We start from the raw sequence: 16,083 nt of genomic DNA on the forward strand, positions 1-16,083 counted from the left end.
CCGCTGTTCACAGTTCCTCCGGCGGGTTTTCCGAGAAGTAGATGCTGGTCAGATCACCATAGCCACGCCGCGGTCTGATGAATTTCGCCTCGATGAACTTCAACCGCCCACTCTTCAAGTCAGCTTGCAATGCCCAGTATGCAGCCTCGGGCAGGTAGGCGGACAACCCTCCTACATCCTTGTCGAGGCGCATGTTGAGTAAGAAAGGCCTTTCCGGAACGGTCTGCCCCTTACCAATGCGCGGCCAGCCCTTTTCGTCGGGATCATCGACGCGGCCATATTGCCGCGAGCACATGAGCGAGCAGGTCAGTTCCTTGCCGAGATGCTTGGGGATGTTGGGCGTGATCGCAACGATGTCGCAAAGCACATCGGTGATGGCTTCGTCGGAGACGCCATCGCCGTGATTTCCCACGTAGTAACTTACCGTGACCGATTTCACAGTCGCGAGTAGCGTGTGCTCTGGCTCCGGCGGCGGTTTGCGCCTGCGCTCTTGTTTCGTCTCGGTCACGGCATCGCTCTCTCCAACTCATGAGTGCCGCATATGCCCATTGAAGCCTATTGTTGTCTCATCCGTTCTGTTTTCAACGGAGCATAGCGGACGTCAAACCTTACTCTTGAACGCGCGGCTGCAGTTACGTCGGCGGCGGCTCGCCGCTTGAAGCTGAGCAGTTTGAAATCGGGATAGTGGGTCGGCTCGAATTAGGATCCCGGTGTCATCGGAGAGGCTCATTCAAGGGAGCCTCAATGCCGTCGGAACCGATCAAACCGGCAAAGACCTGAACACCGGAGCGGCTACAGGTGCATCCATGACATTGCGACCGCCATCGCCGCGCGTTAGCTCTTGTTCCCTACAACGACCAGAGTTGCCTTGAAGCACTCGTCACATACAGGGACTTGGAGATTTCCTGTTCCGTCATTGTCGGTCACGTCCTCATACCAGCGCGTAGCAGGCGCGGCGTCACATCTCGCGCACTGCTGATCCTCGACGGTTACCTCGCGGATAAAGGCAGCGATTGCTTCCTCGCTCGTCTCGTATACGCCCACCCACAAGGCTCGGCCCTCCTTCGAAATGATATTCATCATGCGCTTCATGTGCTCAGTCCTCCTTCTTTTTTCCACTGTTGCGCTCGCGCTTCTCAAGACCCAACATGAGCTTGATCGCCGTGGCCGCGTATGGCTTCCCGGTCTTAGTCGTGTGACCGGCCGCTGCAAGCGCGGCTGAGACCTCGCGGAGCGAGCGCCTGCCTCCCTTGGGGCGCGACCGGGCCAATCGCCGCGCAAGCTCAACCGTCTCAGGCCGCTGCTCCGCGATGGACTTGCGACCCTCGACCTTCAGACCTGTTCTACGTTTGCGGTCTCGGGCCCCCTTGAGCTTCGCGACCAGCATCGCCTTCTCAAACTCAGAGACAGCGCCGAGGACCTGTCGGATCAAGCGGGCCGTGGGGGTGTCATCAAGGAATGATGTTGGGCTGTCCGCTGCGATAAGCTCGATGCTCCGCGCCCGCAGCATGGCATAACCAACTTCCTGCACCATAAGGTCGCGGGCAAATCGGCTGGCAGTCTCGACAATGATGGTCTTGGTGCCGTTCGCCTCCAAAGCCTCCAGCATCTCCGCAAACCCCGGCCGTGTGTCGATAGGGTCAGAGCCCTTCACCGCCTCATCGTGGTAAGTGCCCACCAAGTCGATGCCGGCCCGCTTCGCAAATGCTTCTACGGCCTGAAGCTGCCTCCGGCCGCTGTCTTTCTCTTCCCCTATGTTGGTCGCTGATGATGTCCTGAGATAGGCAAATGCCTTAACAGATTTAGAAGATTTTACAATCACTTGCGTTCCAGCTATGTATCGTATTCCTGAGAAAAAGATACAGAGTCTCTGGCAGCTACGCAATCGCCTGAACGGAATCACAGGCATGCAATCGGGTAAGACGCCGAGCGAGCGCGTTAGGCAATTAGTATACTCGGGTTGCTATTTATCGACAGCTCGCGCATTCCGAGCGACTGTGCTGACGTTGATTTCAGGCGATTCTTATGACTGGCCGCTTTAGCCCCTTCGTCGCTTCCGAAGTTGCAATAACTATTTCAGACGGAAAGCTCACTGCGGTCAGGGGCGGGACACGTGCGGTCCTCCACGACTCGCACAAGGGCTACACCCTAGGCAAGCACCTCTCGGGTCAGCTTCCATATCACTATCGGAACGTGAAAGGGATAGTGACCGATTTTGTTTCGGGCAATTCTGCTCTCGAAGCGGTTTTAGACTTGGCCGCCAACGCACCAACATCTCCGTCATTTCGAAACAGCCATTGCGGAGAAATCCTGGCGGCGCATTTCATTGAAAGTCAGTTGGGCTACCGGCGCCTCTACAGCAAACTTACTTTGACCTCGTCTGAAAACACGAACGTCCATAAAATGGATGGCCTGTTCACGAATACGGGCCATCAACCGTTCCGATATCTTTTCGTAGAAGCGAAGACGAGCATCCTGCCAACTGCTGCCACCCGCACCAGGAAACACAAGTCTGGCATACTCAGTCAGATGATTGGCTCGTTGAACACGTACTCGTTAGACGATCCTCGCTTCGAGTTCGCCCGCATTCGCGATAATCTGACTGAGAACTTCTCGGAAGCTGAGCAGCGGCAAATCCGATCGGACCTAACCCCCCCAGGACCAGCCGATCTCAAGCTTCTCGGCGTAAGCGTCACAAACGCATCAACGGTGAATAGGGATGACGACGATTTCATTCTCACTGCTTCGTGCGCCGCACCCTTTGATTATTATGCGCTTGTAGTAACAGACTTGGCCTCACTTGCCGCTGAGAGCTACGGCTATTGGGACGCGCTCAAGAAGGCGCTTACGTGATGTTTGGACCGTCAGATCTAACTCCCTGCATCACACAGCCGTGGTTTCAAGATGGGTATCGCCAGCTTGAACGAAATCTTCTTCTCGTTCGTCTCGGCTTGGAGCGTGAACCACTGTCTCGTCAGCAAAGAGCCAAGCTGAAGCGGTTTTCTCAAGCGGTGATTGGGAGCGCCTCCAGCTGGGAATCGCCCCGTGAAGGGGCTGCTCGTCTTCTTTGTCAATTAGCTGGAGATATAGAAGCCTCTCTGGCTGTGTCCGGAGAAACTGAACACGAGCAAGCGCATCTCGCTCTCTTCAAGGCGGTCGTGCTTTATGATTTGGCCGGCCTTCCGGGAGCCAGTGCTTCATTTGTGGCTAGAAATGGATTTGATCCGCGCATCCGCGAGTTCTTCAGCCGCGCTCCTCAGTCGCTTTGGGGGTCTATGGTCTTGAATCCCGAGGAAGCTCAGTCGCGACTGCAATCGGAGCCGGCAATTGGCAGCGCCTGGAATTCCACCTTCGAGCAAGCTATCGCCGACGTTGTCCAGGAGGCTGCTATTCGCCTCCAGCGAGGCAATAGTGAGGGGCTCTCTGAATATTTCGACACATTGACTACCATCGCCGGTCACTATTCAATTGGTTTAACGGGCGACGACCTGAAAGCCATAGCTCGGCTTGTGGAGCTGCGTGAAACGAACAGCTCGTTGAATGTCGTCCGCAACCTGTCGCCCCTTGATGCGCCCAACATGCGAGCAATTGGGCTTCCGCTCGAGCTGTGGCCTGCTCAGGTTCGCGCACTGGACGAGGGTTTGCTCGATCAGAATATTTCTAGCTTTGGCTTCGCTGCGCCGACCGGCACGGGCAAGACTGCTCTGACGAAGTTGTTGATCGCTGACGCGGTAGCGAAGAATCCGCAGTGGAAAGTTCTGTATATCTGTCCCAGCCGAGCCCTCGTTCACCAGGTTAGCGAGGACCTCCAAACGTCGCTTGGGGGGGTGGGGCTTAAGGTTCTAAAGGCAGGCGCGCATCTAGTTGCGCACGACCGGATGCCGATTTCTTCCGATGAGGCGGACGTCATCGTCTTTACGCCCGAAAGAGCGGATCTACTGCTGCGCATTGACCCCGCATTCCTTAAGCGCGTTTGCCTTGTGGTGGTCGACGAGGCGCATCACATCGAGCAGGGCCCTCGTGGAGTACTCCTCGAATTCTACTTATGGCGCCTCCGAAAGATGGTCTCCAATAGCGCCAGAATAGTTCAGCTATCCGCTGTCGCTCCAAACATTGCAGATCTTACGGACTGGATTTCGCTAAACGGAGCGTCGCACTCCGTAATGCTCGACTGGCGGACGAGCAAACTCAGAGTGGGCGTGCTGGAAAGAACCGCCCGTGGTGGCGCGATCCTTGACTTCAGTTCTGTGCCTTACACGTTACTGCCAGACGGGGCTCTGCCGATTAACCAACGACGAGGCTTGGCGGTTCTTGCCAACCATCTGTCGAAGAGCGGCATTGTACTCGTGCTGTGTTCGAGTCCCGCGGCGGCGGAAGAAGTCGCAAGCTATGTGGCTGAATTGCGCAGCGAGATCCAAGACGTCAAGGACGATGTTTCTGAACGCTTGGATGCCTGGATTGAAAGAGAACTTTATCCTGAATCAGAACTGCGCGGGTACTATCAGAAGAGAGTTGTATTTCATCACGCGCAAATGCCACCGCGAGTGCGACAAGGCCTCGAGGAGGCAATCAGAGGCCGGAAGGTTGATGTAATCTGCGCGACGACAACGTTAGCCGAGGGCGTCAACTTCCCCTTCTCTACAGTCGTCGTTGAAACATTGGCATCCAAAAAGTTTGAGCTCAGCCCACGCGCTTTGTGGAACATCGCGGGCCGTGCAGGGCGATTTGGTGTCGACTCAGAAGGACATTGCATACTGTTTCGGCCGAGCCTCTGGGTAGACGGTCTGACCGAGTATCGCCTCGAAGACTATATGAAGGCAGATCTAGCCGATATTCCCCCGGTGCGGTCTGCGCTGGCGCTTGGGATCGAGCGACTGGACCGTCTGATAGGCGAAGGCAAGATAGACTTCGCCTCTCTAGAGGATGTCTCGCTCGCTGCGATCAAAGTAGACAACCGAGCAACCGAGGAGGCTAAGGCAATTCGGGCGCTGATAAACATCGTCCGGGTTGGATACGCCCACGCTAATTCGAGCGGCCTGGTTTCCGTCAATAAGCAAGAAGCGCCGGAATTTACGAACGAACTGCTCGCTTCTCGTCAACTGCCAGAATCCACCATGAAATTTGCGACGGCGTTGGGTGAACAGCAAAGGCGAGTAGTGTCTCGCGCCACCGCTGGCGATCCGGAGTTTATTGAAGTGGCGGCGCGGGTGGGCTGGTCTCTAGAAGCACAGCACATCCTCTATAGCTGGCTGAGGACACGCCAAAACTGGCAACTCGAGCAATTCGGCAGCATCGTGGTTGGAGGGTATGTTCGAAATTTTGAACGTTTGGGCTATTTAATTGGTCCCGTGGCCAAGCATCTTATCGCGTTCGAGGGAGCCGCGTTGGGAGGTGCTATTGCATTCCTAGCTGAGAAATGGATCCGCGGTATCCCTCTATCCAATTTCCAATCGGAGAGAGGCGCGTCTTTTGGTCGGATGGTCAGCAACGTCTATGGTCGGATGCAGTACCTGCTTCCTTGGGGGCTCTTTGGGATGCACGAGTTGCTACAATATGAGGCAAGGCTTCGTTCGATCACCGTGGGCGATGGCCTGAGTGCGCTATCAGTTCTTGCAGCTGAAGGGGTGTCGAACTTTAATGCGCTTCAACTCGTTCTCGACTTGGGGATGGAGAGGGTTGATGCCACTCGGCTTGCTGAGCGTTACAAGCGCGAGAAGGTTTTGGCGGACATTTCAGATTGGTTTGTGAGCAAGAACTGGTCCGAGATTGAGCGGGTTGTTCGAGGTGCGGACAATCGGAGGGTGGATCCATCGCTCAGGGCGCTTCACCGCCGGCTGCGAGAGAGTTCGTCGGCTGCGCCCAGTAACTGAAAATTGCGCCCACGTCGATAACCTGACCGATTCATTGTTGTTGCCGGCGAAATAGTGCGAGGCACCCATCTTCGGTTTGGTAATGGATCGAGGGAAGCCTGGTTTTCCTGCGGCTAAAATTGCATGAGCATTTCATTCGAAACGCTCACAAGCGTTGGCCACCGGCGAGGATCATGTGGCAGGCAATCTGTACAGCAAACGCGAAGTCCATCCGGCCGGATGGGCTCGTAGGACACCATTGACCCCCACCGGTAAATCGCTTCCAGGAAAATATCGCGAATGGGACGGCTTGGCTGCTCGTCGCGCAGTGTTTGGGCGATGCCAACCGCACCATCGTATGACCAATCAAGTCCAATCTTGTGAGGCAGCGTTTCGATAGAGAGCGCGAGGCAGATATAGGGGCCGACCTGCACCGCGTTTGGCACGCATTTCGTTCCGAGAGGGTTGAGACATATGATCTTGCCCGCATCGGCGCCGAGGTACTTCTCCGCTTGAGGCGGCGCCGCTTTGTCCTGGCTTGTAATGATGCCAAATTGGCGGATTCCATCGACATTTCGAACTGGTGTGAGGTGGTAATACCACCAGAACCTGAACGCGATTGCTTCACGCATCGTGCCCATGTCGGAAAGCGTCTCGTCTAGAATATCCGGCATCGTTGATCCTATGTCCGCTCAGCCTGAGCGTGCGATTACGGGTGCCGTCATCGTAAATGTCTCTCCGTGGTGCCGAGACGAGTACGCCGCTGTTCTGAAGATTGCTGTCCAAGACCTCAAGCACGGAGAACGTCCGGACTTGCCTCCGGATCGTTTCTGGATTCGTGTTGCAGCAAGACTACGTCGGCTGGCAGCTCTCCTGCCGGGCGGTCGTTCTTCACAAGTGTGGGTAAAGCCATAGCTGCCTTCGATAACCCTGCTTACGTTCGAGCTACGCTTCTAAGGCTATCGCTCGCGAACCGAATTTAGAAAGAGCTTAAGTCCCGAACTAGGCCAGGATTCTAGCTACATTGCCATCCCTTGTTGCCTTGTTTGCAGTTTGAGTCGTCATAACAGGTGCCGTTCGCCGCATCAGTGCAAAGGCTCTTATCTCTGCACATATACCCACCGCCGCCGCCCATCGTCGCACAGCAGCATTCGCCGGGGCCGCAATTCGCCCCGCTGGCGTTGCCACCGTATGATGCATAAATCAAAACCGTCGCAAGAGCTAGCACTGCGCGAATTCGCCCCATCACTTGGTCCTCCTATGAATCGGCTTTAATCCGTATTCTATGCAGGTGGCGGAACCGTATTTCGGCTGAATCGTGAGTAATGCCGCATCGGTGGTCAACGCAGCCTCAACTAGATCGCCAGTGAGCAGATACTCAAGTAAAGATCCTCCTAGGGACAGATTGGGACCTCTATGCGCTCCGAAGCTGATGACCACTTTGTCGGTGTCTCGCTCAACAGCAGCTTCGAGATAGTGAGGAAGTCGAATTTCGGCTGGGATCGACAACAATCGGATTGGTTGCACCGAGAACTTTATGCTGCAGATCGGGCCCACATTCTGCATACTTCGCTCATAGACTATAATGTCACCTCTGTTGCAGTGGTCATCTTCTACCGCGAAAGCCTTTCTGAGGTCATCGCTTCTCAAAACGAAGGAAGTGGGCGTCACCAGATTTCGGCGAAACTCCGCAAGAGCTGCACTTAGCAAAGCATTATGATCTTGAATGACGAAGCAAGACTTAGCTCGATCTAGACATAGTTGCTCGCAAGTCTTCTGATCTGCGGCATACGCATTTTGGCAAAACAAACCGGCAATTAAAAAAAATAGGGCGTCCCATGGTCTTTCAGGAAGCAGCATTCACAATCCGCTAGGTTGGCAACTTAGAAAGCTGGTATCGTTCGTGTGGAGACCAGCCGAGAAACAACCGGGCCCACATTGACAACCTTTTCGTCCAGGCCAGACGTTTCCCGAAACAACAGGGTGCCAAATGGTTCTGGCAGAGAGCCTTGGAAATCGCATGCGAACTTGGCGTTCGTCGACGAACGACATCCGAAGATACCAAGTGCGGATGACTCAGTCGCTACCACACCTCCGGAGTTGATTATTGCTGCGGTAGCCGCTTCCGCAGCCGCGCCTGCCTGACCGATCAATTGCTTACCCTTGTTCAAGGCATCGAAGTAATCGCGAACTGCCTTTTCTAGGCCTCCCAGCCTACCATCAATGTTTGTGTAATCGGATTGTGTGGTGGTGCGAACAAGCTGATAGGTCGTTTCTCGAACGGAGGCTTGAACAACATTGAAAAGCCACTTCCTGTGTATGCCGCGGTCCTCCGTCGCCGGAGTAATCAGGTTGTCCGTGTTGTCCTTTATCTGCATTGCGCCCAAGCCCCTTGTGTAGATAGGCCAAAGCCCCCGAAAGTTGTTCAACTTTGCCGTTTGATCAGCATAGTCGGCTTTGTTGAGGAACGTTTCGTAAGCATTCCATTCTTCTACGATAGTCTTCCCAGCCGCTCGGATACTCGCGCGCAACGCATTCTTTGACGGCCCTTCGGGGGTGAGTGATAATTGCCCCTGCAATCTGAGGAGTTCAGAATATTGCGAGACGACCGCGCGGTAAGTTTTTACTGTTTCCAAACTGACCCGGACGTATGCGTAGAGGGAGTTTGACCTAGCCAGTTCTTCGATGTCGATCTTCGCGCCGGTAACCACACTCTGCAGTTCTGTAACCTTGTATCGCCGCCTGAGAGGGGAAAGAGCCGCACTATCGGGCGTTGAATTCAACGCGACGAAGACTTGGTCCGCTGCAATCTGCTCATTGTCCTGATACAGTTTGGCAATGACGCTATCTGGCAAAGGGTTTGAGAGATAGGCGGTCAAATAATAGTAGGCCAAAGGCAGTAACGTAGGTTTCTCGACCTGCGTGCTGCTCTTCGCGTGTGCGATTTGATCGGCTAATATACAGGCAGCAACGTACTCTGAAAACCGATCGTCACCGCGCTGCCAGGTTGCAAATCCAAGCAGGATATTCAGGTCGGTATCAAGCTGTTTAGTTGAGCGATAGAACGCTTTTTGAGCGCTTCCGATTCGCGCGAGCAACTCGCGTGCTCCGTTTTGACTTTTGTAGAGCGCTGGCCTGCTGAACACATCTCGTAAAAGCTGGGCCTTCTCCGCTCGCGCAGTATACCGAACATCAAAGCGATCAATGTATTGAAGTTGCGTGGCGTAGTATACCGCATAGAAAAACTTCTGTTGCTCGAGCGCTTTTCCATAGAAATCGTCAAATTGTGCAACTAGTTCTCTGCGAGCCCAAGAGTCATTAATTGCGTTAACGACGTATACGAGCCCGGCCAAACCAATAAAGAGGACCCCAACGACCATCAATTTGGGCAAGTAGGCGCGGAGGGGGCGTTTCTGAACAAACCAACTTTGATAGAAGACCCACGTAGCGTAGGCAAGAGTTCCAAGCACGAGTGCAAAAACTAGAACTCGCTTAAGAGCGCTGCTCAGTGCGAGCGTGTTCTGATTTAGGACGACGTCCAGCGTGCCTAACCGAGTTTCCAACAGCTGATCGGCTTCGCGCAACTGGCGTTGCAAGACGATGTCCAAATCTCCCAGCGCACTTTGCGTAGCTGTGTTGAGATCAGTGATAAGGGCGGTCCTTTGTGCTTCTGTAAACTTCGCCAGGGATTGAAAGAAATCAGCCTTCTGCTGTGTAAGAATGGTGTCTAGGCTTTTTGTCGCACGGTCAGCAGCTTGGTTTGCAGCTTCGCGAAATGCGTCGATTGATGGCCCAGAGATAAAGCTATTAACCGCGTCGCCGGCAAACCCGAAGTTCACAACGCCACGAGAGCCGCCGCACCCGACCGCGCAGGGTAGTTGGACGCTACCTAATTTAACGTTCCCAATAAAAGACTGACTGCTTCCGGGCAGGCAAACAAATAACATAGAAAGAAATAAAACTGCGGGCCGACTCATACGCATATGCGCCCCCCCAAATCCGCGATGTAACCAAAAAACCGCAGGTCTGTATTAAGTCGCACGAGTCATCGCTCGTCAAGGTTGTTCAGGAGGGGCGTCGCAAACTTTGACAAGCTGCAGGAATATGCAATTCGCATTCGGTGGGTCGAAAGGCAATCGACCGCCCTACATTAAACGCTGGTAATCGCACGGACTTTAAGGATTGCCCTACCTTTTTTAAGATCAATTTCTCAGTATTTAGTATCGCTCGCCAGCTTCGCGGCGCCGCTTCGTTCGTGTGCCCTTGCGCTAGGGCCACGCGGCTCACGGTCTCAGTCGGCTGACCCGCAGAAAAATCAAGAAGGCACACCGAAGCGACCTGACTGTGCTGGGGTAGCGACCTAGGCGCGAAGGAGCCTAGGTCATTCTTGGGGTACCAAGATGCCAGTACAAGCGCGGTCTCCAAGTGGTCCCCCATCAGCAGCGACGAATTGCGCGCGCTTCGGAAGCAGCCCCGGCAGAAGCGAGAACCCGTTTCGCGTTCTGTGCCCACCATCTGGCGGTGCCCTCTCACCCGAGCGACTACGCACCGAAGGACAGCGGCACGAGTTACACCGGATTGTTCAATCCGACTTGGAGACGCGAACCGTGCGGGACGGCGCCTCCATCCGACCGACCGTCGCATCTGGGTCAGGCCTAGGGTCGGCGTCGGGTGGTCTGAGCGCCCTGGGGAAGAAGAGCATGCCTTGTCCCAGCGGCTTAGCTCGACACGTGGGAGACTTCGGAAAGGATCACGGAACAGCATTAGCGATGGGGTAAGCTGTTCGAGCAAGGGTTGGGAGACAAATTGGGCTTTCAAGGGCTTGTCGAACGCCTCGGATCGCCGCCTCGTTCGCGATTGGAGCGCGTTGGGTTGTGGGACTGCGATAATGGGTGTGCAATTTTCTTGAAGACGCTCGGTCATATACGCCAATACAAAACCGTGGTACAAAACGAACGAGCTGGCGCCTAAATTCGTTAGAAAAATCAGTGTGCTAAGGCGGTGATGGCAGTACCCACCCAACTGTACCAACGATCGCAGTGATTGGCGCGCGATGCAGCATTGCTCCGACCGCTGAATTTCGACGCATCGTTAGACCAGCCAAAATGTTGGCGGGGCATTGCTCACCGCTACTTGGTGATCGCCCGCGGATTGCGGTTTGAGCCCAAGTGCGACGACGCTTGAATCCATCACTGCATGTGCTTAGATGCCAATTGGCAAGATTATTTTGGCATTTGGCAGGAGGCTGCCGAGGCAGAAACTATGGGTAAGAACGAGCGTAGTGGCAAAGGCGTTGCTCGAGATTCTTCGCGGGGCGTTCGCGCCCCCGGCTCCCAGACTAGCAAGCAGATCAAGGCGATTGCAGCGTCGGCCCTTACTCAGCGGCCTGACCATAAGAGGGGGTCTCGTAAATCTCCTTCGGCAGGGCTTGAACGCCTCTCCGCCGCTGAGCCGGACCAGACCTATCAACCGCAACCCGGCGCTGTTGTCGTGCGAGGGCATTTCGATGCGGTCACGGGGCTCTCGACGATCACCGATGCGCCGTCGCTCGGGCTCGGCAGAACCGCGGATGAAGCGCACTCCTCGGCCGAGCTGTTCGACGTCGTGATCGACGGCAACAGATTGTTTCGCATCGAGCCCGCTGCGCTTAAACGCCTTGCCAATTACAGCGATGACGAAATCCACGCGCTCGTCGTGCCCAAGCGCACGCTCGCGCGGCGGCTGTCGGACGGCGAGCCGCTGACGGTCGAGGAGACCGACAAGGCCGTTCGGCTGGCGCGGGTCGACCGGCTCGCCGCAAATGTCTTCGGCGATGCGGCAAAGGCGCACCGCTGGCTGCGCAAGCCGAAGAAGGCGCTGGGCGGAGAGACGCCGCTCGCATACCTCGCGACGGAGGCTGGAGCGCGCGTGGTTGAGGAGATGTTGCATCGGATCGATCACGGCATCCTCGCTTGAGGATTCGGCGTGCGGATCTGGCGGATCTCCAATTTCGACGATCTTTCCGGTATCGGCGGCCTGAAGGCCGACGGCCGCTGGCACGATCGCGGCCGGCACGTGGTCTACGCCGCGGATCATCCGGCTTCGGCGCTGCTCGAAGTGATGGTGCATCTGGAAATTGATGTGGAGGACTTGCCGACCAGCTACCAACTGCTTCGTATTGACGTGCCTGATAACCTGGCTGTCGAAAAGGTGAGCTTGAGCGATATTGAGAGAGTATCGCCGAATTGGGCCGGGAATCCCAGGGTGACACGTGATGTGTTGAGGCCGTGGTTCGACGAGATGCGCACGGCCGTGGTGTCGGTGCCGTCGGTCATCGTACCGTTTGCGCAGAACTATCTCATCAATCCGAGACACGTGGGTGCGGCGCGCATCCGCGTGTCTCATGTCGGGCGCTATCCTCACGACGAGCGGCTGTTTGGGCTGCGAACGGGCAAAGTCTGAGGTTGATGGTTTCCTGCTTTGCGCACGTCTAGGGCAACGTCCCGAGATCAGCCAACATCGACAACCTTTGGAGCCCTGAGAAAATGATCTCAGCCGAATACTGCCGCCTTATGGCCCGCTACAACACTTGGCAGAACGCCTCTTTGGTAGCTGCCGCCGACCGGCTGACCCACGAGGATCGCTGGAAGGATCGGGGGGCGTTCTTCCAGTCGATTGCAGTTACGTTGAACCATCTCTATTGGGCTGATGCCTTGATACTGGAGCGGCTGAAAGGGAACGCGCGTCCGGAGGAAACCATCAAGCACTCCCTCGCAAATCCCTCGGATTGGGAGGCCTTCAAGGCGCTCCGCTTGCAACGGAACGAGGAAATCGAAGCGTGGTCAGCGCGATTGCGCGACGCAGACCTGAACGGGATGCTTGTTTGGTATCCAGGAGACGGTTCAACTCGGATCGAGAAGCCAAAGACGCGGGTTGCTGTTCAACTCTTCAATCACCAAACCCACCACCGAGGTCAGGTCCACGCGATGTTGACGGCAGCGGGCGCAGACCCGGAGCCGACTGACATTCATCTTCTGGCCTAGCGCGAGGGCGCTTCAATCCATCTCAGCGTCCGTCAGGAAATCATCGCCTTGACCTGCGCCGTATCCGCGAACTCGATCAACTCGACGATCTTGCCGTCCAGAAATCTGAACAGGTCCAGGATCTCGGTGCTGACCGCCTTTCCGGTCGGACGATATCGAACGTCGACGCGGGAATGGATGGCGATCCTATCTCCGTCAACCAGCTCAGCCAGGATCTCGCGGCCTTCGAAACCGAAGTCTTCGATCAATTTGCTGAAGGCACCACGCAGGCTTGGGTGTCCCTCCACGCTTCCCGTCAATTCGAGTGCATTCTTGTCCCCCATCAAGGTGAACAGACCCTTGGGATCAAAAGCGGCGACCAGACCCTCGGCATCATCATTGTCGCGTGCGGCATAGGCGCGCCGGACCACTGCGAGCATTTCTTCGCGTTGTGCCATATTCCCCTCCCTGAACGTATCAGGAGAGACTAGCGACCTTCGCGTGCAAAGGCAAAATCATCTGGAAGTGGCACGGCCCCCGGCGCGGCGGAGCAGATGGTACATTTTCGTTCCCCGCGTCTGACAGAAAATGGCGAGATGTACCGGCGAACCTTTCAGGCTCCCGCCTGTTTGTAGCAGCGGCAGGACAGACAACGCTGAGGAGCTGAGCCATGAACGGTATCATCTATATCATCGGGCTGGTCGTCGTGATTGGTGCGGTGCTCTCGTTCCTGGGTCTGCGCTGATCGAGGCAATGCTATCCGAGGCCGCGCGGCGTCGCCCGCTTGCCTTGGTCGTGGCTTGGACGCGACCGCGCGAGAACCAGCAACGCCACCACGAGCGCCACCGCCGCGCGCGGCGTGCCCAGCGCCTCGCCCTTCGAGACGACAGCGGAGCCTGTCATCGGGCCACGCTTCGCGCGGACCCGGTGGCGGTCTCCTCAGGGTGAGGATCAGCGGCAGCGGTGCCCGCGAAACTGCTGCCACGCAGGCCGTCCTCATCCTGAGGGCCCGCGAAGCGGGCGTCTCGAAGGATGCGCCGCAGGCATCTCAGCCTCCGAGCGCTACGACCCCAGCCCAATGATCCTCCGCGCCATGCGCACATTGGCGTAGTCGATCATCTTGCCGTCCAGCGTCACCGCGCCTTGGCCCTGCGCCTCGGCTTGCTCCATGGCTTCGACGATCCGCCGCGCCTGGGCCAGCTCTTCGGCCGAGGGCGTGAACGCGCGCAGCGTCGGCTCGATCTGGTCGGGGTGGATCACCTGCTTGCCGTCAAAGCCCATCGCCGCGGCCTTTTGCGCGCTGGCCTCGGTCAGCCCAGCATCGCGGAACGCGCCGCAGGGGCCGTCGATCGCGCGCAGGCCGCAGGCGCGGGCGGCGACCAGCAGGCGCATCATCGGATAGGCGAACAGGTCGAGCGGCGCTGAGGCGTAGCCGCTTTGCGCGGAGCCGACGTGGCGGTAGCCATCCGGCGAGATGCCGATGTCGGAGGTACGGGCGCCGAGCGAGGCCGCGAGGTCGCCGACGCCGAGATGCAGTGCGGCCACGCTGTCGTGGCAGGCGGCGAGGGCGTCGACATTGACGAGGCCGAGCGCGGTCTCGATCAGCAGCTCGAGCGCAACAGGCGCGGCGCGATCCGGCGCGGCTGCGCGGAAGCGATCGGCGATGGCAACGATGTCACTCACCCGCTCCGCCTTCGGAACGATCAAAGCATCCAGCCGGGGCAGGGCCGCCAGGCAGCGGATCTCCTCTGCGATGAACGGGCTGTCGACCGCATTGAGCCTGACCGCGACGTGCTTGCTGCCCCAGTCGAGCGAGGACAGCGCGCGGGCGGCTTCCGTCAGCGCAACGCCCTTCTCGGCGGGCGGCACGGCGTCTTCGAGATCCATGAACACCGCGTCCGCCGATGATGCCGCCGCCTTGGCGACGACACGAGCGCGATGCGCGGGAACGGCGAGATAGGCCCGCGTCGGGCGCTGCGAGGCCATTCTCACGTTCCCTTAACGAGGCCGAGTTCGCCGAGGATCTTCTCGTTGTGCTCGCCGACATCAGGCACCGGATCCATCCGCGGCGTCACGCCGGGAATGGTGAGCGCGGGCAGGAAGCTCATCACCGGCCCGCACGGCGATCCCACGCTTCTCACCCGCGCGCGGGCATGCAGCTGCTCGTGAGCTAAGAAAGCCTCGACCGAGTTCAGGTGCGCGTTGGCAATCGCGGCTTCGTCCAGCAGCCGCAGCACTTCCTCGCTGGTCATCGATGCAAAGCGCTGCTCGATATGCGCCTGCAGCTCGTCACGGTTCTGCATGCGCAGCGGATTGGTGCGGAAGCGCGGGTCGTCGGCGAAGTCGGCATCATCAAGCACGATGCGGCACAGCGAGCGCCATTCCCGATCGTTCTGGATGCCGAAAAAGATCGTGTTGCCGTCGCCGACGCGGAACGGGCCGTAAGGCGCGATCGTCGCATGCTTGGCACCGGTGCGCGGCAGCGGCCGGCCCGTACTCTCGGTGTAGAAGGCGGGATAGCTCATCCAGTCCGTGATGGAATCGAATAGTGAGGCCTGGAACGCCGTGCCCTTGCCGGTGCGTTCGCGGCGATACAGTGCCATCAGCACCCCGTTCAGAATGTACATGCCAGTGGCGATATCGACGACTGATAGCCCGACCTTGGCCGGCTCCGCCTCGGTGCCGTTGATGGCGAGCACGCCGGCCTCGCACTGCACCAAGAGATCATAGGCCTTCTTGTCGCTGTAGGGGCCATCAGTGCCATAGCCGGAGACGTCGCAGGCGATCAGGCGCGGATATTTGCGCGTGAGCGATGCGGCATCGAGGCCGAGCCGCTCGGCCGCGCCGGGCGCGAGGTTCTGGATGAACACATCGGTGCGCGGCAGCAGGGCCTCGAGCACCTTGCGGCCCTCGGGGCTCTTGATGTCGATGGCAAGGCTCTCCTTGGAGCGGTTGGTCCAGACGAACTGGCTCGACATGCCGTTCATGACGTGATCGTAGTCGCGGCAGAAATCGCCGCTGCCCGGCCGCTCGATCTTGATCACCCGCGCGCCCCAATCGGCGAGGTGCCGGCTCGCCAGCGGCGCCGCGATCGCCTGCTCCAGCGAAACCACCGTAACTCCCGACAGCGGCAGCTCCGCTTCATTTCCCGTCATGTGATTGTCCTCCTCGTGTGCGCTTTTCCGACCAGCGCAGGAGACAGGCCGGCCACCCCACGCGCATCTTTTTGAGGG

Annotated in this window: 15 protein-coding genes; 5 read left to right on the forward strand and 10 right to left on the reverse strand. The window is 57.6% G+C overall.

Features of this window, described 5'->3' with window-relative positions; all coding sequences use genetic code 11:
• Positions 1–7: 7 nt before the first annotated feature.
• The 3 genes from I6F36_RS23035 to I6F36_RS23045 form a co-directional block, all read right to left on the reverse strand.
• The gene (locus I6F36_RS23035; protein ID WP_225172218.1) at positions 8–508 is read right to left on the reverse strand and encodes a hypothetical protein; all 501 of its coding nucleotides are present in this window, start codon (positions 506–508) and stop codon (positions 8–10) included.
• 326 nt (positions 509–834) lie between these two features.
• Positions 835–1,092 carry a hypothetical protein gene (locus I6F36_RS23040; RefSeq protein ID WP_225172219.1) on the reverse strand — a complete coding sequence of 86 codons (258 nt, stop codon included), beginning with the start codon at positions 1,090–1,092 and terminating at the stop codon, positions 835–837.
• A gap of 4 nt (positions 1,093–1,096) precedes the next feature.
• Positions 1,097–1,822 (reverse strand): recombinase family protein, encoded by a 726-nt coding sequence (locus tag I6F36_RS23045; protein WP_225172220.1) that lies wholly within the window; start codon positions 1,820–1,822, stop codon positions 1,097–1,099.
• 383 nt (positions 1,823–2,205) lie between these two features.
• Between I6F36_RS23045 and I6F36_RS23050 the strand changes: the two genes are divergently transcribed.
• Positions 2,206–2,853 carry a Hachiman antiphage defense system protein HamA gene (locus tag I6F36_RS23050; RefSeq protein ID WP_225172221.1) on the forward strand — a complete coding sequence of 216 codons (648 nt, stop codon included), beginning with the start codon at positions 2,206–2,208 and terminating at the stop codon, positions 2,851–2,853.
• Positions 2,853–5,870 (forward strand): DEAD/DEAH box helicase, encoded by a 3,018-nt coding sequence (locus I6F36_RS23055; protein WP_225172222.1) that lies wholly within the window; start codon positions 2,853–2,855, stop codon positions 5,868–5,870. Before I6F36_RS23050 ends, I6F36_RS23055 begins: the two co-directional genes overlap by 1 nt.
• 113 nt (positions 5,871–5,983) lie before the next feature.
• Here I6F36_RS23055 and I6F36_RS23060 read toward each other — a convergent pair whose 3' ends face one another.
• From I6F36_RS23060 to I6F36_RS23070, 3 genes are all read right to left on the reverse strand, one after another.
• Positions 5,984–6,523, reverse strand: coding sequence for a hypothetical protein (locus I6F36_RS23060; RefSeq protein ID WP_225172223.1), 540 nt, complete (start codon positions 6,521–6,523; stop codon positions 5,984–5,986).
• A 571-nt stretch (positions 6,524–7,094) separates the two neighbouring features.
• Positions 7,095–7,709, reverse strand: a complete 615-nt coding sequence (locus I6F36_RS23065) for a hypothetical protein (RefSeq protein WP_225172224.1) — start codon at positions 7,707–7,709, stop codon at positions 7,095–7,097.
• Positions 7,710–7,732: 23 nt separating this feature from the next.
• A complete protein-coding gene (locus I6F36_RS23070) occupies positions 7,733–9,832 on the reverse strand; it encodes a hypothetical protein (protein WP_225172225.1) in 2,100 nt (699 codons plus the stop codon).
• A 1,213-nt stretch (positions 9,833–11,045) separates the two neighbouring features.
• Here I6F36_RS23070 and I6F36_RS23075 point away from each other — a divergent pair.
• From I6F36_RS23075 to I6F36_RS23085, 3 genes are all read left to right on the forward strand, one after another.
• Positions 11,046–11,804 (forward strand): antitoxin Xre/MbcA/ParS toxin-binding domain-containing protein, encoded by a 759-nt coding sequence (locus tag I6F36_RS23075; protein ID WP_085969058.1) that lies wholly within the window; start codon positions 11,046–11,048, stop codon positions 11,802–11,804.
• Between the two features lie 9 nt (positions 11,805–11,813).
• On the forward strand, positions 11,814–12,290 hold the full coding sequence (locus tag I6F36_RS23080; protein ID WP_036009526.1) for an RES family NAD+ phosphorylase: 477 nt from the start codon (positions 11,814–11,816) through the stop codon (positions 12,288–12,290).
• An 83-nt stretch (positions 12,291–12,373) separates the two neighbouring features.
• Entirely contained in the window at positions 12,374–12,871 is a 498-nt protein-coding gene (locus I6F36_RS23085; protein WP_225172226.1) for a DinB family protein, read from the forward strand.
• Between the two features lie 32 nt (positions 12,872–12,903).
• On the opposite strand, the gene I6F36_RS23090 is transcribed toward I6F36_RS23085, so the two are convergent.
• From I6F36_RS23090 to I6F36_RS23105, 4 genes are all read right to left on the reverse strand, one after another.
• The gene (locus I6F36_RS23090) at positions 12,904–13,290 is read right to left on the reverse strand and encodes a nuclear transport factor 2 family protein (protein ID WP_225172239.1); all 387 of its coding nucleotides are present in this window, start codon (positions 13,288–13,290) and stop codon (positions 12,904–12,906) included.
• Positions 13,291–13,606: 316 nt separating this feature from the next.
• Positions 13,607–13,753, reverse strand: coding sequence for a hypothetical protein (locus tag I6F36_RS23095; protein ID WP_157784037.1), 147 nt, complete (start codon positions 13,751–13,753; stop codon positions 13,607–13,609).
• A gap of 159 nt (positions 13,754–13,912) precedes the next feature.
• A complete protein-coding gene (locus I6F36_RS23100; protein WP_225172227.1) occupies positions 13,913–14,836 on the reverse strand; it encodes a CoA ester lyase in 924 nt (307 codons plus the stop codon).
• A gap of 2 nt (positions 14,837–14,838) precedes the next feature.
• Positions 14,839–16,005, reverse strand: a complete 1,167-nt coding sequence (locus I6F36_RS23105) for a CaiB/BaiF CoA-transferase family protein (RefSeq protein ID WP_225172228.1) — start codon at positions 16,003–16,005, stop codon at positions 14,839–14,841.
• Between the last annotated feature and the right edge of the window lie 78 nt (positions 16,006–16,083).

The organism is Bradyrhizobium sp. BRP19 (genome assembly GCF_020194195.1).
In the GTDB taxonomy this organism is placed as follows: domain Bacteria; phylum Pseudomonadota; class Alphaproteobacteria; order Rhizobiales; family Xanthobacteraceae; genus Bradyrhizobium; species Bradyrhizobium yuanmingense.